The sequence below is a fragment of the Botrimarina hoheduenensis genome, assembly GCF_007859815.1.
GTDB lineage: Bacteria > Planctomycetota > Planctomycetia > Pirellulales > Lacipirellulaceae > Botrimarina > Botrimarina hoheduenensis.
The window spans coordinates 466,283-486,868 of record NZ_SJPH01000004.1; the positions used below are offsets into that span (position 1 = coordinate 466,283).

Annotated in this window: 19 protein-coding genes; 14 read left to right on the plus strand and 5 right to left on the minus strand. The window is 61.7% G+C overall.

Annotated elements, in window-relative coordinates; genetic code table 11:
* The first annotated feature begins 9 nt into the window (after positions 1 to 9).
* The 3 genes from Pla111_RS11885 to Pla111_RS11895 all read left to right on the plus strand — a co-directional run bounded on the left by Pla111_RS11885 (position 10) and on the right by Pla111_RS11895 (position 1,538).
* Positions 10 to 561, plus strand: a complete 552-nt coding sequence (locus Pla111_RS11885; protein WP_146574619.1) for a hypothetical protein — start codon at positions 10 to 12, stop codon at positions 559 to 561.
* A gap of 85 nt (positions 562 to 646) precedes the next feature.
* Positions 647 to 1,021, plus strand: coding sequence for a hypothetical protein (locus Pla111_RS17270; protein ID WP_197524980.1), 375 nt, complete (start codon positions 647 to 649; stop codon positions 1,019 to 1,021).
* 64 nt (positions 1,022 to 1,085) lie between these two features.
* On the plus strand, positions 1,086 to 1,538 hold the full coding sequence (locus Pla111_RS11895; protein ID WP_146574622.1) for a hypothetical protein: 453 nt from the start codon (positions 1,086 to 1,088) through the stop codon (positions 1,536 to 1,538).
* A 26-nt stretch (positions 1,539 to 1,564) separates the two neighbouring features.
* Here Pla111_RS11895 and Pla111_RS11900 read toward each other — a convergent pair whose 3' ends face one another.
* The 4 genes from Pla111_RS11900 to Pla111_RS11915 form a co-directional block, all read right to left on the minus strand.
* Positions 1,565 to 1,858 carry a hypothetical protein gene (locus Pla111_RS11900; protein WP_146574624.1) on the minus strand — a complete coding sequence of 98 codons (294 nt, stop codon included), beginning with the start codon at positions 1,856 to 1,858 and terminating at the stop codon, positions 1,565 to 1,567.
* Positions 1,859 to 1,989: 131 nt separating this feature from the next.
* A complete protein-coding gene (locus tag Pla111_RS11905) occupies positions 1,990 to 2,271 on the minus strand; it encodes a hypothetical protein (RefSeq protein WP_146574626.1) in 282 nt (93 codons plus the stop codon).
* Positions 2,268 to 2,540 (minus strand): hypothetical protein, encoded by a 273-nt coding sequence (locus Pla111_RS11910; RefSeq protein ID WP_146574628.1) that lies wholly within the window; start codon positions 2,538 to 2,540, stop codon positions 2,268 to 2,270. The genes Pla111_RS11905 and Pla111_RS11910 overlap by 4 nt, the downstream gene beginning before the upstream one ends.
* Positions 2,541 to 2,885: 345 nt before the next feature.
* Positions 2,886 to 3,860 carry an ArdC family protein gene (locus tag Pla111_RS11915; RefSeq protein ID WP_146574630.1) on the minus strand — a complete coding sequence of 325 codons (975 nt, stop codon included), beginning with the start codon at positions 3,858 to 3,860 and terminating at the stop codon, positions 2,886 to 2,888.
* Between the two features lie 1,515 nt (positions 3,861 to 5,375).
* Between Pla111_RS11915 and Pla111_RS11925 the strand changes: the two genes are divergently transcribed.
* The 7 genes from Pla111_RS11925 (at position 5,376) to Pla111_RS11955 (ending at position 12,925) form a co-directional block, all read left to right on the plus strand.
* Complete coding sequence (locus Pla111_RS11925; protein ID WP_146574635.1) at positions 5,376 to 6,074, plus strand: cation transporter; 699 nt, start codon at positions 5,376 to 5,378, stop codon at positions 6,072 to 6,074.
* A complete protein-coding gene (locus Pla111_RS11930; RefSeq protein WP_146574637.1) occupies positions 6,071 to 6,619 on the plus strand; it encodes a hypothetical protein in 549 nt (182 codons plus the stop codon). Before Pla111_RS11925 ends, Pla111_RS11930 begins: the two co-directional genes overlap by 4 nt.
* Positions 6,620 to 6,656: 37 nt before the next feature.
* Complete coding sequence (locus tag Pla111_RS11935) at positions 6,657 to 7,826, plus strand: ABC transporter permease (protein ID WP_146574639.1); 1,170 nt, start codon at positions 6,657 to 6,659, stop codon at positions 7,824 to 7,826.
* Positions 7,827 to 7,870: 44 nt separating this feature from the next.
* Positions 7,871 to 9,511, plus strand: a complete 1,641-nt coding sequence (locus Pla111_RS11940; protein WP_197524981.1) for an efflux RND transporter periplasmic adaptor subunit — start codon at positions 7,871 to 7,873, stop codon at positions 9,509 to 9,511.
* A 49-nt stretch (positions 9,512 to 9,560) separates the two neighbouring features.
* Positions 9,561 to 10,271, plus strand: a complete 711-nt coding sequence (locus tag Pla111_RS11945; RefSeq protein ID WP_146574643.1) for an ABC transporter ATP-binding protein — start codon at positions 9,561 to 9,563, stop codon at positions 10,269 to 10,271.
* 2 nt (positions 10,272 to 10,273) lie between these two features.
* Positions 10,274 to 11,416, plus strand: a complete 1,143-nt coding sequence (locus Pla111_RS11950) for an ABC transporter permease (RefSeq protein WP_146574645.1) — start codon at positions 10,274 to 10,276, stop codon at positions 11,414 to 11,416.
* A gap of 75 nt (positions 11,417 to 11,491) precedes the next feature.
* Entirely contained in the window at positions 11,492 to 12,925 is a 1,434-nt protein-coding gene (locus tag Pla111_RS11955) for a TolC family protein (protein WP_146574647.1), read from the plus strand.
* Between the two features lie 226 nt (positions 12,926 to 13,151).
* On the opposite strand, the gene Pla111_RS11960 is transcribed toward Pla111_RS11955, so the two are convergent.
* A complete protein-coding gene (locus Pla111_RS11960) occupies positions 13,152 to 13,370 on the minus strand; it encodes a hypothetical protein (protein WP_231930974.1) in 219 nt (72 codons plus the stop codon).
* Between the two features lie 365 nt (positions 13,371 to 13,735).
* Here Pla111_RS11960 and Pla111_RS11965 point away from each other — a divergent pair, with 365 nt between their 5' ends.
* The 4 genes from Pla111_RS11965 to Pla111_RS11980 all read left to right on the plus strand — a co-directional run bounded on the left by Pla111_RS11965 (position 13,736) and on the right by Pla111_RS11980 (position 20,523).
* Positions 13,736 to 15,124 carry an efflux RND transporter periplasmic adaptor subunit gene (locus Pla111_RS11965; protein WP_146574650.1) on the plus strand — a complete coding sequence of 463 codons (1,389 nt, stop codon included), beginning with the start codon at positions 13,736 to 13,738 and terminating at the stop codon, positions 15,122 to 15,124.
* A 21-nt stretch (positions 15,125 to 15,145) separates the two neighbouring features.
* Complete coding sequence (locus Pla111_RS11970) at positions 15,146 to 18,325, plus strand: efflux RND transporter permease subunit (RefSeq protein ID WP_146574652.1); 3,180 nt, start codon at positions 15,146 to 15,148, stop codon at positions 18,323 to 18,325.
* 65 nt (positions 18,326 to 18,390) lie between these two features.
* Entirely contained in the window at positions 18,391 to 18,915 is a 525-nt protein-coding gene (locus Pla111_RS11975) for a hypothetical protein (RefSeq protein ID WP_197524982.1), read from the plus strand.
* A gap of 126 nt (positions 18,916 to 19,041) precedes the next feature.
* On the plus strand, positions 19,042 to 20,523 hold the full coding sequence (locus Pla111_RS11980) for a trypsin-like peptidase domain-containing protein (protein WP_197524983.1): 1,482 nt from the start codon (positions 19,042 to 19,044) through the stop codon (positions 20,521 to 20,523).
* Positions 20,524 to 20,586 lie beyond the last annotated feature (63 nt).

Below are 20,586 nucleotides of genomic sequence, written 5' to 3' on the forward strand. Positions count from 1 at the left end.
GAGACTGAGATGTCGCAGTACAGATCTCATGATCAACCTGAAATCGTCTTCTTCACCGATATCGAACAAGCGGCTCTCGACGGCGCCTACGTCGCCACGACCAAGACACCGTTTCACGACATCGAGCTGGCGCGTGTCGGCTTCCCCGTCGAGCGGCTGGTCATCGACCATGGGCGTTCGGGTTACCAAGAAGTCGAACTCGACGCCTTCTCGCTGCGACTCAGTAGCCCGGAGCGGAACACCCGACGCGTCAATCGCGAGACGCTCGATCGCGATTGGATCGTGCTCCCGGCGTACTGCCACAAGCACGCCCACCTCTTGTGGGAGCGGGTCACCCGCGAGGTTCCCGGGAAGGGCTCCACGAAGAGGCGCCTGTGGCGTTGGTTCACGACGGCCTGTGTGGATCCCTTGGACGGAATCGATGAGAAACTTCTCGCCCAACCGGCACGCGACTCGATCCGGGATTACTTGCTCTTCTCGCTTTCGGCACGGATCGAGCTTCTCCGGCGGCAGCCTAGTCATCGCGAGGCATTCGCCGAGCGGACTTGCCGGGCCCGATGAATAAAGCGCGGTAAGCGACTGAAAGCGAACGAGGATTCGGCCTACTTCAGAAATCGGTTGAACCCGAGGCGATAGGGAGACGAGCGTGGAAATTTCGGATCACGACGCAAGCACGGCGCCGGACTACCCAATGACCGTCGATTACGGCTGGTTCGACGTCCGGTTCGCTCGCCTCGCCGAGCGGCTCCGGGCGCTGGAGGGCTCGCTCACGACGATCGAGCAATCGGTGGCCAAACAGGAGGCCGAGCCGGAGCCGGAACGCGCGTACTACTCGGTTCCCGAGTTCGCCGCCCGGGTCGAGCGGGGCGAGTACACCGTCCGCGAGTGGTGCCGGATGGCGCGGATCCACGCCGAGAAGTGCGAGTCGGGGCGAGGGGAGGCGAAGAGCTGGAAGATCCCGGCTGCCGAACTCCAGCGTTACCGCGACCACGGCCTCTTGCCCGCCCAGTACCTGCGTTAGAAACCCCGTTGATTTCCGAAAAGCGTTGACAAATGGACGCGAATCGTGGCTTCAATCGACGGAGATGCCGAACAACGAACCAACCAGCCTCACACTCGACTTCCAAGACGCCGGCGGCTTGAGCGTTCCTACCCCGTTGCCCGAGGCGGTCGAGGCGGCGATCTTCAGCGATCAATCCCGTGGCAGCCCGACCCCCGAAGAAATCGCGGCGATTGTCCGTGAGCACCTGTATGATTTGGTTGACCTATCGCTCCGGATCGCGGGCTACGAAGTGGCCATGAAATCAGGACTTCACCCGCTCACCGGCCGGCCAAGCCGTACCGATAAGGGTCGTCAAGCAAACCGCCATCGAGCCACCGAACTTTGGAAGGAGGCGACCTGCCTGCGGCTCGCCCAGTACGATGTCTACGATCGGGCCTTCGGTATCCCGGCCCGGCGTCGCTTCCAAGCGGTGGTCGAAAAGTTAGCGGACCCCGCCGCCGAAAAGGCCCCGCCAGTTCAACGGGACCTCTTCTGAGTCCGATGGGGTGACGGGGTGGCGGCCTAGACCGATGGCTCGGGACCGGCGTCCTTGTCCGCAGCCCGCTGTTCGATCTCGGCGTCGTAGGCTTTCTCCATCAGCCGCGCGGCCCGCAAGAACTCGGTCCCCGAAAGGTACTCGGTGTCGTGCCAGTCGCCGCTGGCGTCACGGTAGCTACGGGTCAGCTTGCCGGAGTACCGAGGCCGGTCTCCCTCTTGCTTCGGTTCGTTGCGGAAGATCGCGATCTTGATCGCGCCGTCACGGACCTCGCTCACCGGTTGGTTGCTTGAGTTTGTAGTGCTTGGGTTGGTGGTCATGGTAGTTCCTTTCTTTTTTTGGATTGCTCCTATGGAGTAGCGCATCGGGCGCCGCCGAGTCAAGCTTTGCGTGGAGCGTGACGCGGAGAGACACCTCCGGCCGTGTCCGGCCGGAGGTGTCTATTGCCGGCTTATTGGGTCTTGCCGGTCTTCACGTAGCCGAAGTGTTCTGACGCCGTAGCGATTGCTTCCTCGAGGAATCGGTCGAGGTCGTCGGCCGAGAGCAGGTCGGCACAGGCCGCGAGGCTCGACTGCAACAGCTCGAATCTGGCGTACTCTGCGAATTCGAGGTCGCCCAATCGGGCACTAAGGTAACACTCGATGCACTGAGCGAACTCATGCAGCTCTTGCACCCGGTCGGCCGGGGCGAGAGGACGCCCACGGCCTTCAGTGTTGACGAAGAGGGGGCTCATGCCTGAGCTTCTTCGTCGGTGGTTGCCTTGTCGGCGGCACGCAGCTCCAGCACCCGGTCGTAGGCCTGCTCTAAGAGCCGAGCCCCTCGCAAGAGTTCCCCGTTGGAAAGCGAGCGGCTGTCGTGCCAGATCCCTGCCTCGTCCGTGTAGCTCCGCGTCAGATCGACGCTATACCACGCCCCGCTTTCGTTCCGATTGCCCCAAATCGAGGCCTTCAGGCTCCCGTCGCGTAGCGTGTCGATCGGTCCGTTGTTTGATAGTGTCGTCATGGTCTTTTCTCCTTGGTTTGAGTTAATGTGGCATCCAAGAAGACGCCCGTTTGAGTCGGGTCGCTCAAGGGTTTTCCGCCACGGCGGATCGCCCAGAATTTGGCCCGCTCATTTTCTGAGCGGGAGAGAAATTGTTGGCGACCCTTGAACGAACCGACGCGGGTGTCAGGATGCAGCAACGATTAACTCATGACCAAAGAGCCACAGACCATCACGTTCACTCGTCAGAACGGCCGTCGAAACCGGCTACGGGGCTCGTGTCTGGCCTGCGGTGCGGGGGCAATCGGGAGGAAAGAACTGAGCAGGGACGCCGAAGTGAGGCGAACGGCTATGGGCGGGTAGGTACTACGACAGATCCGCAGTGGGTATCTCGCTAGCGGTCGGCTCGGTCGGTTCTTCGTGGGTGGCGTTCGCGAACGTCTCTCCAAGAATCCAGTCGGTCGATTTCTGAGCGGCTGCCGCCGCGGTCACGACCATCCTAGTGTCTCCCGTGATCTGCCTCTTCCAGTTGTCGATGTAGGAAGCCGACTGCTCGATCGTCGGTGGGCTGATGCCAGCCACCGCCGCCAGGAATGCGGCCCCCATCTCGGCGACCAGCTCTTCCTTGCCGTACTCGGCGGAGCCAAACGGGGCCGGGGCGGCGCCGGGTTCGTCGAGGCCGCGGCCGAGCCGCTTCGCAATCCCGGTCGAATGGGAAAGTTCATGGAAGAGGACCGCGAAGTAGTCTTCGGTCGTCGCGAAGGCCGACGGGTCAGGGATGAGCACCTGGTCACGTGAGGGAACGTACCGAGCGGAGCCGGCTCGATGCTCGATTGTCGGGCCGCTCGTGTATCCAGCCACGATCGCTTGGCAAGCCGGTAGCGGCTTAACGGATGGAGCCTCCTCGCCATCCAACAACTTGTCCGGTGTTTCGATCCCTTCGCACTGCTCGGCGTTGAAGACGTTGTAGTGGCGGAGCACCGGCAGCTTGTACTCTTCACCACTCTCGGCATCGGTTCTCTCGTAGAGTTTCCAGAAAGTCACCAGCGAGGCCTTCTCGCCCTTACGGATCGACCCACCCTTCTGCTTCGCTTGGCGGAAGGTCAGCCAGTAATCGGAACCATAGCCGCGCTCGAACGCGGTGACGGCGAGCAGGAAGACGTTGATCCCGCGGTACCGCTTGTCGGTCGTGAAGTTCTTCGGCCATCCGCCTCCGCCTTGTCGACGGATCGGGTTACGCCACGGCACGACACCCCGATCGAGGATGCCAAGGACTCGGTCGGTGATCTCTTGGTAGAGGTCTCGTCGTGGCTTCTTCTTGGTCGATTGCTTCCGCGTCATGCCACCACTCGTGGCACGTTTTTTGTCGTCGAGTCAAGTCATTTCGAATCGACCATCACGACAACCGACCTCACTTAGATGTTAACGAGCGGCACGGGCTCAAACAGGCACTCACATCCGAAAGATGTGATAATCAACATTAGGGAAAATATGTTGTGCGACGCGATCAGGTATATTGCATGAACCAAGTAAAAGCCTTCCGTGTTCATCAGCGTGGTCCGATCCGGTCGATCCAGAAACCATGACTTCTTAGGCCGGTTCGGACCACCGAACGAGCGACAGTCTACACGCTGCCGAAGGCTGTCATCGGGAGACCTGGCAGACCTTCAGAAGGCAACGAAAAACGTTCGCGGTTGGACCCGGGGCGCCGTTCTTGCTATCCGAACCGCAGAGACTGTCCCGGGAAGAGCAGGCCCAGTAAGTGGTGGTGCCGCGTCGGCGCCGGATTGCGGCTCGTCATGGCAGCCGAAACGCGATTCGCCGAGTTGGGGCATGCCTTCCGTCGAAGTGCCGAACGGGAAAAGCAGGCACGGAAAAGAGCCTTGTCGAAGTGGCTTGCACAGCTTGCGTCGTACCGGAGTCGGGGCAAGCCAAATGGGCTCTCGGAGCGGCTCCATATGCCGGCTATGCAGTCGCTAAGCGTCAGCCGTGCAACGACTTAGCATCGCAGAAGCGATCCCCCGCGGTCCGAATGCGTGGCCATCCGACGGAAGCAGCTGCGTTTGTACCGCCTGCCTGAAGCGTCTAAACTTGCGAACTCCGAAGAACCGATAGGATTCTCTGGATCGTTCAACCGCCTTGGGAGCTGCGCAGTCGTGCTACGCCGCTACAACAACATGAAGCGAGGAGTTGCCCTACTCGGGGTAGTGCTCGCGTTGTTGTCTGGCGTCGAGCAAACGCATCTGCTCTGCCAGCTTGGCGGGTGCGCGATAAGTGGCTGCGATAGCGCAGGGCACGATTGCCATCACCACGAGGCCGGCGAATGCGAAGCGTCGATTTGCTCGGACTCGTGCAAGGTATCGCCAACTGAAGTCGTTGAGCCAACGGCGAGCCACACTATTAGGTTCGCACATCAGGATGACTCCTGCCCGTGCCCGCCCGATTGCTGGTGCCAGAGAGCGCCTCAGCCGTTGGAACTGCCAAAGGGATCGGCGGAGTCCGGCGTGGGGACGATCGCGTCGGTTCCGTCCGGTCAGTGGTTCGCCTACCCGACAATCCTGATTGATGCGGAGCGGCCCAAATCCGCTGGCGAACTCAGTTCGCTCGGTAAGACTGCGCCAGAACGCTGTGCCACGCTCTGTCGTTTTCTGATTTGATTTCTCTGCCGCAAGCCCTCTGCTTGCCGCCTGCGTCTCCGCTGCTCTTGGATGCCCCTCGCGGGCTGCCGATCTGAGCCCGTTGCGGATCTGCTCCTTCCCGCTTGGCTGGCGTAACCCGGCTGCGCTTGCCTGCACGTCGAGCGATTGCTGCTAGTCATCCTTTGCCCAACAGGCCATTGCCTCCAAGGAAGAGTTCATGCACAAGAAGTACCGCGGGTCCAATCGTGCGATTGCGAGCCTCGCCCTCTGCGCTCTTGCAACCCAGCCCGCCGCTCTCGCCGCCCCGCCACAACCGGCCATTCGTCAGGTGCAGATCGTTGATGAGGCGATGTGCTGTGCTGGCTGCGCTCGCAAGGTCTCGGGCCAGTTGTACGCCACGCGCGGCGTTCGCGAAGTGGGCGTCGACATGAAGTCCCGCACGTTGACGGTCTCACTGCCCGAACCAACGCCGGCGATGCTCGGGCAGCTCTGGCACGCCGTCGAGAAGGGGAACGGAACCCCGACGAAGCTGGTGACTGCTGAAGCGACGTACACGCTGGTCCGTCCAGAAAGTAATACGGCGGACCAGATAGCTTCGACCGATAGGCCGCTCGTGATCGCCATCGATAACCTGCATTGCCAAGGTTGCGCGAGCAAGATCGCTGGACAGTTGTACGCGATCAAAGGGGTCACCAAGGTAAGCGTTGACCGGGAACGCGGCCTCTTGTTCGTGGAATCCAGCCGTGCCCCTCAGCTTTCACCCTGGACCTTCATCGAAGCCGTGGCGAAGGCAAACGAGCGACCGCTCGCTGTTTCTGGCAGCCACGGAGAACTGTCCATCGAGTGGGTCACGGCGGCGGCTCCCAAGAGCCATCAACAAGCCCAACAACCTCGTACTGGAGGATTCCAACGATGAGAACGGCAACAACGAGAATTCGTTGCCTCGCCTTAGTGGCAACCGTAAGCGGCGTAGCGCTTTCGATCGGCTGCGGGTCCGCCGCTGACTCGGCCGCTCTGGCGTTGAGTCCGGCGACAAGGATCAACGCGAGTCAATACAAGCTGGCCGAGGAGCCCGATGGAGCCATGGGCGTTATTGCCGCACGCGAGTCGGTCGAAGACGGCGCCCCGTTGGTGCTTGTCGGACGTATCGGCGGTGCGGCGAATCCTTGGATCGACGGCAGGGCGGCCTTCACGCTGCTCGACCCCTCGATGGCGGTCGTCGCGAAGGGGGAAGACACCGGAGAAACCGAGCTGTGCTTGGACGACTGCTGCGCCGTGGATCGACAGAACTGCACGACTCTCGTGAAGGTCGTTGATGCTCAGGGCAAACTCGTCTCAATGGACTCGCGAGAACTCTTGGACTTGAAAGAGTCTGACATGGTGGTGGTGAAAGGGACGGCTCAGAAAGACGAGGCGGGCAATTTCGTCATGCTCGCCACCGGTGTTTTCGTCCGCAACTGAACCCGACGAACGACTGCACACGATCGGAAGGCTCCCTATGCTTGGTCAAAAACTTCTCCCCTGGGATTACGGCGTGCGGAACCTGTTCCGCCGTCCGTCACGCAGCGCGCTGACACTGGGTGGGCTGACCATCGTGGTGCTGCTCGTGCTGGTCGTCGTCGGTTTCATCCGCGGCCTCGAGAAGTCGCTCGCCGCGACTGGCAATCCTAACGTGGTGTTGGTCTACGCCCTCTCTTCGGGCGCCGACATCGAGAACTCGTCGATCCCGGGGCGGACCCCGGCACTGCTGTCGGCGAGCGTTGATGGCGTCCGGCGTCAGCACGGCGTGGAGTACGTTTCTCCCGAGCTGTACTTAGCGACACGCATTGCGACCGCTGGCATGACCGAACCGGGGATGGGCTTGGTGCGGGGAGTGACAACGACGGCCCCGCTGGTCCGAGGCCAAGTGCAGTTGGTCGAAGGAACTTGGCCTCAGCGTGGTGAAGTGATGGTCGGTCGCTTAGCCCACTCGAAGCTCAGCGCTACGAAAGAAGACCTCGCCGTCGGCAATCAGATCACGTTCGACGGCGAAAGTTGGACCATCAGTGGCGTCTTCAACGCGGCCGGATCGGCGTTCGAGTCCGAGATCTGGGCGCCGCTAGAAGAGCTGCAGACCGTGCTCAAACGACAAGACCTGAGCCTAGTCGCTGTCAGCATGGAATCGACGGACGGCGTGGCGGATGTCGATCTTTTCTGCCGCGAGCGGATTGACCTAGAACTCAAAGCCGTTGCTGAGAGCTCGTACTACGCTTCGATGCAAAAGCACTACAAGCCGGTCCGGATGCTGGGATGGGTCGTAGTCGCTTTGGTAGCCGGCTCGGGAGTCTTCGCGGGACTCAACACCATGTACGGCGCGGTGGTGGGCCGGATACGCGAATTGGCGACCCTCCAGGCGCTTGGCTTCCGTCGCCGCGCCATCCTGCTGACGCTAGTTCAAGAAGCAACGCTCTTGGCTTGTGCGGCGGCCATCGTGGCTTGCGTCGTCGGTATCTGGCTGGTCGATGGGATGGCGGTCCGCTTCACGATGGGGGCGTTCATGCTGTCGGTCGACAGCGTCGGCATCGCGGTAGCCTGCGGCGTCGCAGCGCTATTAGGAGTAGTCGGCGCGCTCCCCCCCGCGATCAAGGCGATGCGGCTCCCGGTGGTCGAAGCCATCAAGTCAATTTGATCAACCGCACCGAAGTGCGGCGATTTTGATAGGGAATGCGAACGATGTCCGAAAAGTCGTCTCAACTCGACCTCAGCCAACTCGCGGTTGATCGCGGTGGGCCGGCGAATCGCCCATCCAAGAAGCCTAGGCGTGGTTGGCTTACAAGGTACGTGCTGCCTGTCGGTATCTTGGCAGGCTTCGTGGGCCTGTTTGGCTGGGCCGCGAGAGACAGTTTCTTACCCGCTCAATTGATCACCACGACTCCAGTGGTTGTAAGTCGCGCCGAGATCAAGCAGGAAGGGACACCGCTTTTCCAGGCAGCCGGGTGGATCGAACCACGGCCGACTCCGACCCTCGTGTCGGCGTTGGCGGCGGGCGTTGTCGCCGAGATGTATGTCATCGAAGGCCAGCACGTCGAGCAAGGCGAACCGGTCGCACGACTGATCGACGCCGACGCCCGATTGGCTCTGGCCGAGGCCCGAGCCGCCCACGCACTACAAGAGGCGGAGGTGAGTCGTGCCGAGGCGACTCTGGCGGCGGCCAAGACGAATTTCGCTCAACCGACTGAGTTGAAAGCGACTCTGGCTGAGGCCGGAGCGAGGCTCCACGAGACCGAGGTGGCCATCAGCAATCTGCCCTTCAAGATTGAGACAGCGAAGTCGCAGCTGCATCTTGCGAAGGAGAGTGCGCAACGGAAGAAGATGGCAGGACAAGCCATCTCGGGCAGGGTCTTGCGCGAGGCGATCGCAGAACTTTCCGCCGCCGAGAATACGGTTGCCGAACTGATCGCACGCGAGCCCAAATTGACGGCGCAAGCAGGTTCTCTCAGAGAGAAGCGAGACGCCTTGGCGCAACAGCTCCGCCTGCTGACCAATGAGACCCGGGCGGTCGCGGAGGCCGAGGCCAATCTTGCCGCCGAGAGAGCCAGGCTCGATCAGACGCGGCTACGCGTCGAAGTGGCCGAATTGACGCTGGAACGAATGGTGGTGAGGTCCCCGATCGACGGGTGCGTGCTGAGTCTCGACGCCCGCCCGGGGCAGTGGCTCTCTGGTGCAGCGACTCCGCATGGCGCCAATGGGGGAGGCAGCAGCGGCACCAGCGCCGTTGTCGGGCTCTACGACCCGCAGCGACTGCAAGTCAGGGTGGACGTCCGGCTTGAAGACGTGCCGCAGGTGCTCATCGGGCAGTCGACGCTCATCGAGACCGCCGCGTTGGCTGCGCCAATCGATGGCGAGGTGATCTCGGTCACGACGTCTGCTGACATCCAGAAGAACACGTTGCAAGTAAAGGTTGCCGTCAACAACCCGCCGGCGGTCATCAAGCCCGAGATGCTGGGCAAAGTGACTTTCCTGGCCCCCCCCTCGCCCGTCGAGGAAGGCGAGCCGAGCGAGTCGCCGCTTAAGCTCTTTGTCCCGCAGTCGCTGGTGGCCACGGGCGAGGGCGGCGGGACCGTTTGGATCGTCGATTTGACCAACAAAGTGGCGCGGCGACGGACCGTGGAAGTGGGCCGTGGCGCCACCGACGGCGGCCTCGTTCAGATCACCAGCGGACTGCAACCAACCGACAAGCTGATCGTCGCCGGAAGAGAGTCGGTCATCGACGGGACGCGTATCCGCGTTTCGGGCGAGGATCGCACTCTGGTGGATGGCGGCTTCGGCGCTCGAACCCGTCTACCTGAAGCACGCACCGCCCGAGCCTTGTAGGAAACGACCCCCCCAACGGTCAGCCTAACTTTCGAAAGCAGGTCCAAAGATGTCCCTTGTCGAAGTCTCCAACGTGACCAAAGAGTACGCCAACGGCGAGGAGACAATCCGCCCGCTGGATGGGGTCAGCCTCACGATCGAACAAGGCGACTACGTCTCTCTGATGGGCGCTAGCGGTTCGGGCAAGAGCACGCTGCTGAACCTGATCGCGGGGATCGACCGCGCGACCTCCGGAGAGATCGTCGTCGCCGACACCGACATCACGAAGCTCTCACGAGGCAAACTGGCGGACTGGCGGGCGGCGCATATCGGGTACATCTTCCAGACGCACAACCTGATTCCCGTGCTGACGGCTTACGAGAACGTCGAGCTGCCGCTCTTGCTGCTGCCGATGTCCGCTGCGGAGCGTCGCAAGCGGGTCGAGATCGCTTTGGAGGCCGTTGACCTCACGTCGCGAGCCACGCATTACCCGCGTCAAATGTCGGGCGGCCAGGAACAACGGGTTGGCATCGCAAGGGCTATCGTCGCCAACCCGACCGTCGTGGTTGCCGACGAGCCGACCGGCAGCCTCGACGACGAAACAACCGAACAGATCCTGCAGTTGCTTGAGCGAGTGAACAACGAACTCGGCATGACCCTCCTGATGGTGACGCACGACGCCGACGCCGGTTCGCGGGCGAAGCGGCGAATCCGCCTGGAACGAAGCCGCCTCATTGAGAACGGCAAAGAGCTGCAAACCGCTACCCTACGGACCGCGTAACCATGCACAAGTTCATCCCCTACGTCTTCAAGAGCCTGTGGCGTCACCGCGCTCGGACGCTGCTAACCGTGAGCGGCACGGCCGTGGCGTTGCTCGTTTTCTGCTTCATCGGGGCGGTGCAGCAGGGTCTTCTCGCGCTGACCTCCGGCGACGACGCCGGGCGGACTTTGATCGTCTTCCAAGAGAACCGCTTCTGCCCCCAGAGCAGCCGGCTGCCGCAGGACTACGCTGGTGACATCAAGAAGCTGTCTGGCGTGGCGGATGTGGTCCCGATCAAGGTCTTTACGAACAACTGTCGGGCGAGCCTCGACGCCATCGTCTTCCAGGGCATGGAACCCGAGAAGCTAAGAGCGTGGCGCGACCTCGACCTCCGGTCGGGGGACTGGGCGTCGTTCAGCACACAAGACGACGCGGCCCTGGTGGGCGCCGATGTCGCCAGTCGACGCGGATTGAGCGTCGGTGACAAGTTCACGATCGGTGACGTGTCGGTCGTGGTGCGGGGTGTTTTCCAGTCCGCGACGGCGGCGCAGAACAACCTCATCTTCACCCAACTCGAGTTCTTGCAACGAGCACGCGGTGCGAGCGACGTGGGGACCGTTACCCAGCTAGAGGTCCACCTCAACGACACGGCCGACCCGGAGACAATCGCGAAGCAGATCGACCAAGCGTTTCGCGCCGGCCCGGTGGGGACGACAACCCGCACCAAGGGGATGTTTCAAGCGGATACGCTGGCCGACTTGGCCGAGCTGATCGGCTTCGTCCACTGGCTCGGGTACGCCTGCGTGGGCCTGGTGCTGTCGCTCGTCGCGACCACGACGGTCATGGCGGTGCAGGACCGCATCAAGGAACACGCGGTCCTTCAGACGGTTGGCCTCCGCCCCCTGCGGGTCTTCGGCTTGGTGCTGACCGAAAGTCTTCTGCTGAGCACCTTGGGCGGCGTCCTGGGAGTCGTCGGCAGCATGCTGCTGCTCTCGTTGACGGGCATGTCTATCGCTGCCGAAGGGGTCACGATCGCGTTCGAGCCATCGCTTGCGCTAGCCATCCAGGGTGTCTCGGTGGCCGTCGTCGTTGGCGTTCTTGCCGGCGTCGCGCCCGGCTGGCAGGCTTCTCGCACAGAAATTGTCTCGGCACTGAGGCACGCCTAGTCAGCCCGTTCACGCCAGCAGCGTAATTAGTCGATAAACGAAAGTACAATCTCGGCAAGAGAGGCAAGGAAGCCAATGGATATCCGTACTATAACGGCCTGGACTTTACCGCTCTTGCTAGCGGTTGGTTGCGCGGCGGGTCCGCACCAAGTCGCCACCACACCCGACTCGTCTGTGCTTGCGAATGAGCCTGAACCAGAACCGATTCAACAAGTAGACTACGAACAACTGACAGACGTCGAGCTTGTCCAACCGGGTGAGGTTATCGAAGGGCGATTGGAAAGCAGTCCGACGACTGACGTGGAAGTGCTTCCGGGTTACTTGGTCGCCGATGCAAATGGATTGACTCTCACTGCGCTTGAACAGATGGCGTTTTCAAGCAACCCGGCGATTTCCCAGTCGGAAGCACGGGTTCGGGCGCTCCGCGGAAAGTGGGTCCAAGCCGGCCTGCCACCCAACCCCACAACAGGCTACACCGGTGGCGAGATCGGTAACGATGGCAGCGCGGGCCAGAACGGCATGTATGTGGGGCAGAGCTTCATTACCGCACACAAGTTGCGGCGGGACCGCGCCGTGGTTGCCGCCGAGATCGACAAGGCGGAGCAGGATCTTATCTCGGCCCGGCGGCGCGTACAAACCGACGTGCAGCGGGCCTACTACGAGGCCCTGCTTGCGCAGAAAAGAGTCGAGCTGGCTGAAGAGTTGGGACGCATCAGCGATGAAGCGGTCACCTCCTCGCAGTCGCTAGTCGAGGCGCAGGAGATCCCTGTAGCGGGGCTGTTGCAGACTGAGGTTCAGCAACAGAACGCGAAGGTCTTGCTTCGTACCTCGGAGAACGGGCGGGAACGGGCGTGGCGGAGGCTGACGGCGGTGGTCGGCGGCGCCGATTTGCCGGTCCAACCCCTCGCCGGCGATGTCCGTCAGCGACCCGCTTTGCTCGAATGGACCAACCAGCTCGCGCGGCTGCAGTCACAAAGCCCCGAGATCGCTGGGGCGCTGGCGAACGTCGAACGATCTCGAAGAGCGCTGGATCGTGCAAGCGTTGAGGCCGTGCCCGACATCAGCACACAGTTCAGCGTCCAATACGACGATGGGACGGGTGACACCATCGCAGGCGTCCAGGTTGGCATGCCCATCCCGCTCTGGAACCGTAACCAGGGGGGCATCCGTCAGGCGCAAGCCGAAGTTACCGAAGCGGTTCGCAACGTCGCGCGGGTCGAACTCGATCTCAATCAACGGCTAGCCGATGTCTTCCAGCAGTACGCCGACGCCCAGGCAACCGCCGAGACCTACGGAAACGACATTCTCCCCCGCTCCCAACGGACGCTTGACCTCATCCAGAAAGGTTATCAGCAGGGGGAAGTCGGCTACCTCGACCTACTAACCGCGCAGCAGACCTTCTCGCAGACGAACCTCGCCTACTTGGACGCCGTAGGGAATCTCTGGCAGAGCTACGTACAGATCGAAGGCCTGTTGCTCGAAGGGAGTCTCAGCCAGGGAACCGACTAGCTTGTCTATCAGTCGCTTGCGAGAAGAGAAACTCGTTTGGGAGGTGTCCGCTGGCTTTGGCTTTGTGGGCGCGCTCCTAGGGCTTCGCGAGCCAACCGGCAGACCGGACTAGCCTCGCCAAGGCAGGCAGAATAGAGTACTTAGCTGTTTCTCCACCGCTCGGATTCGTTAAACCGTGAACCGACCGCTCCACAGCCTGCTAGCGCTCGCCATTCTGGGCCACGGCCTATTCGGCTGTTGCGCGCACGAGTCCCACGCGGGCTCGGCGTCGGGTTGTGACCATTCGGCGGCGTCCGACGATCCAAGCAGTCATCGCCACGATCGGCATCACGGGACGTATGACGAGCACTTGCACGCCGAGCACGCGGCAGACCTTGCCGAGGGAGCGTGCGAGCAGGAACAAGTACCCGACGCTCCGCACGAGTGCGGACACGAGAGTTGCCACTGGATCGTCGGCGAGGTCGACACCGTCGATCTTTCGTTGGGGGTCTTTTCCCCGTGTTTTGCGTCTACCGTCTATGGCACCCTAAGCCTTCCGCGTGGGGGCTGCGATCGGCATGCCTCCCGAAGCTGCGATAGATGGGATGCGTTGACGCCTGCGCCACCGGTGCGTTCGCACCTTGCCTTGCTTGTCCTCTTGATCTGAACAACTTCAGGACACTTTCTAGCCGCCTCTTGTGAGCGAGAAAGTCGGTCTCTGATTCTCTGAGTTGTTCCCCCTCCGATCGTCTTGTCGGGGGCGCTTCCCTCGCCTTCGTATCACACCGATACGCACCTTCGTGCGTCATCTCGGTCCGCGGAGATAGGTCTATGTCCAATCGCCCTCGCCCCGCTCGACTTACCCGTGTCGCTCTGATTACTGGCGCTTTGCTAGCGATCGGCGCCACGGCCTACGTCACGACCAACTATTGGTTGCCCTACGTGGGGTCATTCGTCCCCAAGGAAGACCAAGTCGCCGGCGCTCCGGCCGACGATCCGCACGCGGGCCACGACCACGAAGGGCACACCGAGGCGGCCTCGATCGAGCTTAGCGACAAGGGTCTCAAGAACATTGGCTATGTCCCGTTGGTGATCCAGCCGACCGAGTACGCTCGCACGCTATCGCTTCCCGCGATTGTGGTCGAACGCCCGGGACGGTCTCAGAAGCACGTCACCGCCCCATTCACTGGGCTGGTTACCGACATCTACGCGGTCAATGGCGAGGCCGTTGGTCCAAATGAGCCCTTGTTTGAGATGAAGCTGACACACGAGGAACTCGTCACAGCTCAGACCGACTACCTGCAAACCCAGGCGAATCTGGAGGTGGTCAACCGAGAGCTCGCCCGCCTGCAAGGGCTTGGGAAGGGGGTCATAGCTGGCAAGCGAATCCTGGAGCAACAGTACGAGAAGCAGAGGCTAGAGTCCGCCTTGATGGCGGGAGAACAGGCGCTGCTGCTCCACGGACTCGCACAAGAGCAAGTAGACGACATACGGAAAACGCAGCAGTTGTTCCGCAGCATCACGGTCTTCTCTCCGGAACACCGTCACAGCGACGAGGCTTGCGAAGGCCCCCACCTGTTCACGGTCCAGCGACTCGGGATCGCCGAGGGCGAGCAAATCGAGGTGGGACGCGAGCTTGCCGTGCTCGCTGATCACTGCGCCTTGCACGTCGAGGCGACTGCTTTTGAAGACGACGCGGCCGCCATTCGTTCCGCCGCCCGGGAAGACCGGAGCGTGACCGCGCGACTGCTGCAGTCCGATTCGGAGGAAGACATCGTCCAGGGCCTCGAAGTCCTCTATGTGGCGGATCAGATCGACCCACAGTCTCGGGCCTTGAAGGTCTTCTTCCGCTTGCCGAATCAGGTGGCCTACGAGAAATCGCTTCCAGGTGGGAAGCGGTTCCTCGAATGGCGTTTCAAGCCGGGCCAACGCTTGCAGGTCAGCATCCCCGTTGAGACATGGGACGACCAGCTGGTCGTCTTAACAACCGCTGTCGTGGATGAGGGGGGAGAGTCCTACGTCTACCGGCAGAACGGCGATCACTTCGATCAGGTGCCGGTGCATGTGGTCCATCGTGACCAGAACGCGATCGTGATCGCCAACGACGGCGCTCTCTTCCCCGGCGACGTGGTTGCCGGGCAAGGCGCCTTCCAGATGCATCTCGCCCTGAAGAATCAAGCGGGCGGCGGGGTCGATCCGCACGCGGGTCACAACCACTAAGAGCAGCGAAGGAATCTTACTGTGCTCAACGCAATCATTCGCTTTTCGCTCCACAACCGGCTGCTGGTGGTCGCCGCCGCCTTGCTGCTGTTGGGTTATGGAGGCTGGCAGGCGACGCAGCTACCGATCGATGTCTTCCCAAATCTCAATCGGCCTCGCGTCGTGGTGATGACCGAGGCTCACGGACTGGCGCCTGAAGAAGTCGAGACCTTGGTCACCTTCCCGATCGAGACCGTGTTGAACGGCGCCACGGGGGTGCAGGCGGTACGGACCTCATCGGGCATCGGCCTGTCGGTGGTCTATGTCGAGTTTGATTGGGGCACGAACATCTACAACGATCGGCAGATCGTCGCCGAACGGATGGCCCTGGCAGGCGACGTCCTCCCACCCGACGTCTCTCCCCAATTGATGCCCATCTCCTCGATCATGGGCCAGATCATGATCGCCGGCATGACCGCCGGCGAAGAGACCTCGCCGATGGAGCTGCGCACCCTCGCCGACTGGGTCGTCAGGCAGCGGCTACTGACGATACCGGGAGTTTCCCAGGTGATTGTCATGGGCGGCGATCGCAAGCAGTTCCAGGTACTCGTCGATCCTGATTCGTTGCTCCGCTACGGGGTGACGCTGCACGAAGTCAAGCAGGCGATCGCCGACAGCAACCAGAACACCGCTGGGGGCTACCTTGATGAGCAAGGCCCGAACGAGTTCCTCGTGCGTTCGCTTGGGCGTGTCTCGTCGGCCGACGAAATCGGGGACATCGTGGTCCGACAACGGGACCGTCAGTCGATCACGCTCTCACAAATCGCCCGCATCACCGAGGGGGCCCAGGTCAAACGAGGGGACAGCTCGGCGTTCGCTCGCAACGTGGAAGGAGAAATGGTGGGCGGCCGCTCGGTCGTGCTGACCATCCTCAAGCAACCCCAGGCCGATACTCGCGCGGTCACCAACCTGGTGACCGAGGCCTTGGAGGAGATGAGCGACTCGCTGCCCAGCGACGTACGGCTGCTGCCCGAACTCTACCAGCAGAAGGAGTTCATCGACCTCGCGATCGAGAATGTGGTCGAGGCGCTCCGCGACGGAGCGATTCTCGTCGTCATCATCCTCTTTCTGTTCCTGATGAATATCCGCACCACCTTGATCACGCTGACGGCCATCCCGCTGTCAATCGTGATCACGGCCATGGTCTTCGCCGTGTTTGGGCTATCGGTGAACACGATGACCCTCGGCGGGCTCGCCGTCGCCATTGGTGAACTCGTTGACGACGCAATCGTCGATGTCGAGAACATCTTCCGTCGCCTGCGAGAGAACCGGAACAAGGAGCACCCAAAGTACCCCTTGCTGGTCGTTTTTCAGGCGAGCGTCGAGATCCGCAACTCGATCGTCTACGGCACGCTGATCGTGATGATCGTCTTCGTGCCGCTCTTCGCACTCTCGGGTATGGAAGGCCGACTCTTCTCACCACTGGGGGTGTCGTACATCGTCTCCATCGCGTCCTCGCTGTTGGTGTCTCTCACCGTGACACCCGTACTCAGCTTCTGGCTGCTACGCGGGAAAGTGACCGAAGGCGAAGAGCGGGACAGCTTGCTGTTGCGTGGCCTCAAGGCGATTGCCGATGCCGTGATACGGTTCAGCTTGCGGCTCTCTTGGCCGATCCTAGCCGCCGCAGCGACTGCCGTCGTCGTCTCGGGTTGGGCCGTCCTGCGATTGGAGAGTGATTTCCTCCCGCCGTTCAATGAGGGCGCGGTCCAGATCAACGTCATCCTGCCTCCCGGCACCTCGTTGGCGATGTCCAACGAGGTTGCCGGTCGCGTTGAACAGCGACTTGCGCAGATCGACGACCTCCTCGCCTTCGTGCGGAAAACGGGTCGGGCCGAACTGGACGAACACGCCGAGGGGGTCAATGTCTCGGAGTTCGTGGCAACCGTTGACCCAAGCACCGCGCGCTCGCGCGAAGAAGTGATCGAAGAGATCAGCGAAGCACTGGCTGATATCCCCGGTATCGTCACCGCAGTCGAACAGCCCCTCGCCCACTTGATCTCACACATGCTCTCCGGCGTGAAAGCCCAGATCGCTATCAAGCTCTTCGGCGACGATCTGGATGAGCTGCGCCGGCAAGCCCAGGGCATGGAGGCCGCTATCCAGGACGTCGAGGGCGTCCGCGACCTGCAGGTCGAACAACAAGTCATCATCCCCCAGCTGCGGATCGAAGCGGACGGCAAGAAACTCAAGGCATTCGGCCTACGGCGTAGCGACGTTAATCAGTTCGTCGAAACCGCGATGCAAGGGGAAGTCATCTCTCAAGTGCTCGACGGACAACGCACGTTCGATCTGATGGTGCGTCTTGGAGAAGAGTTCCGAGAAGACCTGGACGCGCTCAAGCGACTCCAGATCGACCTGCCCGACGGGGGGAGCGTGAAGCTCGAGGACGTGGCTCGCATCTACAAAGCCGGGGGACCCAACACGGTCAATCGAGAGCAGGTGCGTCGCAGGATCGTTGTCCAATGCAATGTGTCGGGCCGCGGCCTGGTTGATGTGGTCAACGACATCAAGGAACGGCTAGAGCCGATCCGCGCGGAACTCCCAGCCGGCTACTTCGTCGAGTTTAGCGGCCAATTTGAGAGCCAACAGTCGGCGTCCAGGATGATCTCGATTCTCTTCGTGGTTTCTCTACTGGGCATGTTCCTGGTGCTCTACAAGATGTTTCGTTCGGCCAACCTCGCCTTGCAAGTCATGGTCGCCCTGCCGATGGCGTTCATCGGAAGCGTCGCGTCGCTCTACCTGACCGGCCAGACGCTAACGATCGCCAGCATGGTCGGCTTCATTTCTTTGTGTGGCATTGCCTCTCGCAATGGCATCTTGCTGATCAACCACTACCTGCACCTCGTGAAATACGAGGGCGAGGGCTGGACCCGCGACATGGTCATCCGCGCCGGCAAGGATCGCTTGGCCCCCGTCCTGATGACCGCCCTCACTTCCGGCATCGGATTGGTCCCGCTGGCGCTTTCGGCGGGAGAGCCAGGCAAAGAGATCCTCTACCCGGTCGCCACCGTCATCATCGGAGGACTCATCACAAGCACGCTCTTGGAGTTCTTGGTGCGACCGGCCCTGTTCTGGACGACGGGCATGAAAGCAGCCCGCGCCGTCGTAGAGTCCTCCCACGAGCAAGTCGAGCTGATTGAAGAGGAAGAACTCGCTGCGTAGGCGGGTAAGGCTATCCCAATCCGGCGTCGCACGACGCCCCCCCCACACCAAAAATTGAAAGTTCTATGAAAGCACTATGTCGCTTCGCCCAACTGGCGGTTGCCTTGGGTTCCTGCGTAGCCGTCAGCGCCCTCGTTGGTTGCGATAGCTCGCAAAACAGCGGACCCGTGTCGCCAGCCGCGCCGGTAGGCGTTAGTCAGGCCGATCACCCGACAGAAGGCCCCCACCATGGGAGTCTGATCGAACTCGGCGCCGAGGAGTACCACGCCGAGCTTGTTCATGACGACGCCGCGGCGACGGTCACGGTCTACCTGCTCGACTCGGAGGCGAAGGTCTCGGTCCCGATCGATGCCAAAGAAATCCAGATCAACCTGAGCCACGACGGTCAAGCCGAGCAGTTTACGCTTGCAGCCAGCCCAGAGGCGAGCGACCCGGCTGGCAGCGCATCGAAGTTTTTCTCGGGCGATGCGGAACTCGCCGAAGACCTCGACCACGAGGAAGCACAAGCCCAGTTGGTCGTGTCGATTGGGGGTAAGCAGTACCGTGGCGCCATTCAGCACGATCACGACGACGAAGAGCACGACCATTGATCCCCACTCGCCAGAAACGACATCGATTTCAGCGGGAAAGCGAAGTCTTGGCGCGTTCCTCGCACGCGTCGCAGCATTCGCTTTCCCGCGCTTTATCATCAGGATGAACGAGGCGGAGTAATGACGATGGAATCACGGACGGCTGCCAGAACGATCGCTGTGCTATGGCCGGCCGCACTGGTGGCGACGACGATTGCCCACCTTGCTACGGCCACAGAAACCCAAAGGCAAGCCGCTGATCGGGAGCCTTCCCACGCCAAAGAACTGTCGCAAGAATTCCGTGCCGCAGCGCAGCGTGTGATGCCATCGGTTGTGCTTATCGAATCGCTTCGAGGTCCCAGAGCAACACCGCAGTGGCGTCGACTCCAGCAGCGACGCAACCGCCACCTCACTCGAAGCGAGGTGCTGACGGAAGACGACCCGTCGAATCCTCGCGACGAACGGGGCTCGGGGATCATCATTGACGGTTCAGGCGTCATCCTTACCTGTCATCACGTCGTCGCGGGAGCCGACGTGATCTTCGTTACCTTGTCCGATGGTCGTCGTTTTGAGCCAATCGATGTCCGCTCAGAACCCGATCGGGACCTCGCCATCCTTCGGATCAATACCGATGGCCAACTGCCCGCAGCACGCCTGGGGGACTCCGACGGATTGCAGCTAGGCGACTGGGTGGTCTCGGTTGGCAATCCCTATGGCTTGGAACGGTCGATTAGCACGGGGACGGTGTCTGCAACCGACCGCGACACCTCACTGAGTCCCGCACCCCTGATCCAAAGCGACGCGTCGTCGAATCCGGGTAGTTCGGGCGGAGCCCTCGCCAACCTTGAAGGAGAGGTCGTCGGCGTGCTAGCCGGCAGTCTCGGCGTGGACGCCGGGTTCCAGGGGGTCAGTTTGGCTGTTCCGATCAATGGCGCCAGACAGGTAGCGGAGGAACTCTCGAAGCGAGGTACCCGCGTCCATGGCTACTTGGGGTGCGACCTGCAGCCGCTTTCGCCAAGGACGTCCCAAAAACTCGAGCTGCCCCGCGAAGGCGGCCTTTACGTGCTGTACGTGGCGGAAGAGACGCCGGCCGCCAGGGCGAAACTGCTGGTGGGCGACCTCATCACGCACTTCGACGGGGAACCGATCGACGAGCAACACCCCTTCAAGAAAATCTTTGATGACGTTGAACCAGGCGAAGCGCACCGACTGTTGGTGTTCCGTGAGGGACGCACTCGACACATCAGCATCACGATCGACAGACGCCCTGGAGCCAACTCCCTCACACCGCCCCACCCCCCAGAGCATAAGCACGTTCCGTCACAGCCGTTCTGCAAACGTTTTGGGCTGTGCGTCGATGCCTTGCTCCCGGAAGTTGCCTCCCAACTGGGCTACGACGCCGACGCGACGGGAGCGTTGATCGCCGGTGTCGAAACTGGCGGGGCGGCCTACAAAGACGGGATCGCGGCAGGGATGCTTGTGCTGCGAGTAAACGAACATGAGATCCGTACGTCGGCAGACTTCGCTCGTGTGACGTCGATGGTCCCACCCGAGAAGCCCGTGCTGATGCTTATCAAATCGCCTGACAAGCGGTATCTCACGATCCTTGCGAACCAAGAAACGCGGTAGCGCAGGGCGCGTTCGTACACCCGCCATCGCGACGCAGAGCGCACAGACAACGCGTTGGCGGCG

Coding starts and splice junctions, on each gene's coding strand:
- Pla111_RS11885 (WP_146574619.1), top strand. CDS start 10: ATGTCGCAGTACAGATCTCATGATCAACCTGAAATCGTCTTCTTCACC.
- Pla111_RS11895 (WP_146574622.1), top strand. CDS start 1,086: ATGCCGAACAACGAACCAACCAGCCTCACACTCGACTTCCAAGACGCC.
- Pla111_RS11900 (WP_146574624.1), bottom strand. CDS start 1,858: ATGACCACCAACCCAAGCACTACAAACTCAAGCAACCAACCGGTGAGC.
- Pla111_RS11905 (WP_146574626.1), bottom strand. CDS start 2,271: ATGAGCCCCCTCTTCGTCAACACTGAAGGCCGTGGGCGTCCTCTCGCC.
- Pla111_RS11910 (WP_146574628.1), bottom strand. CDS start 2,540: ATGACGACACTATCAAACAACGGACCGATCGACACGCTACGCGACGGG.
- Pla111_RS11915 (WP_146574630.1), bottom strand. CDS start 3,860: ATGACGCGGAAGCAATCGACCAAGAAGAAGCCACGACGAGACCTCTAC.
- Pla111_RS11925 (WP_146574635.1), top strand. CDS start 5,376: ATGCACAAGAAGTACCGCGGGTCCAATCGTGCGATTGCGAGCCTCGCC.
- Pla111_RS11930 (WP_146574637.1), top strand. CDS start 6,071: ATGAGAACGGCAACAACGAGAATTCGTTGCCTCGCCTTAGTGGCAACC.
- Pla111_RS11935 (WP_146574639.1), top strand. CDS start 6,657: ATGCTTGGTCAAAAACTTCTCCCCTGGGATTACGGCGTGCGGAACCTG.
- Pla111_RS11940 (WP_197524981.1), top strand. CDS start 7,871: ATGTCCGAAAAGTCGTCTCAACTCGACCTCAGCCAACTCGCGGTTGAT.
- Pla111_RS11945 (WP_146574643.1), top strand. CDS start 9,561: ATGTCCCTTGTCGAAGTCTCCAACGTGACCAAAGAGTACGCCAACGGC.
- Pla111_RS11950 (WP_146574645.1), top strand. CDS start 10,274: ATGCACAAGTTCATCCCCTACGTCTTCAAGAGCCTGTGGCGTCACCGC.
- Pla111_RS11955 (WP_146574647.1), top strand. CDS start 11,492: ATGGATATCCGTACTATAACGGCCTGGACTTTACCGCTCTTGCTAGCG.
- Pla111_RS11965 (WP_146574650.1), top strand. CDS start 13,736: ATGTCCAATCGCCCTCGCCCCGCTCGACTTACCCGTGTCGCTCTGATT.
- Pla111_RS11975 (WP_197524982.1), top strand. CDS start 18,391: ATGAAAGCACTATGTCGCTTCGCCCAACTGGCGGTTGCCTTGGGTTCC.
- Pla111_RS11980 (WP_197524983.1), top strand. CDS start 19,042: ATGGAATCACGGACGGCTGCCAGAACGATCGCTGTGCTATGGCCGGCC.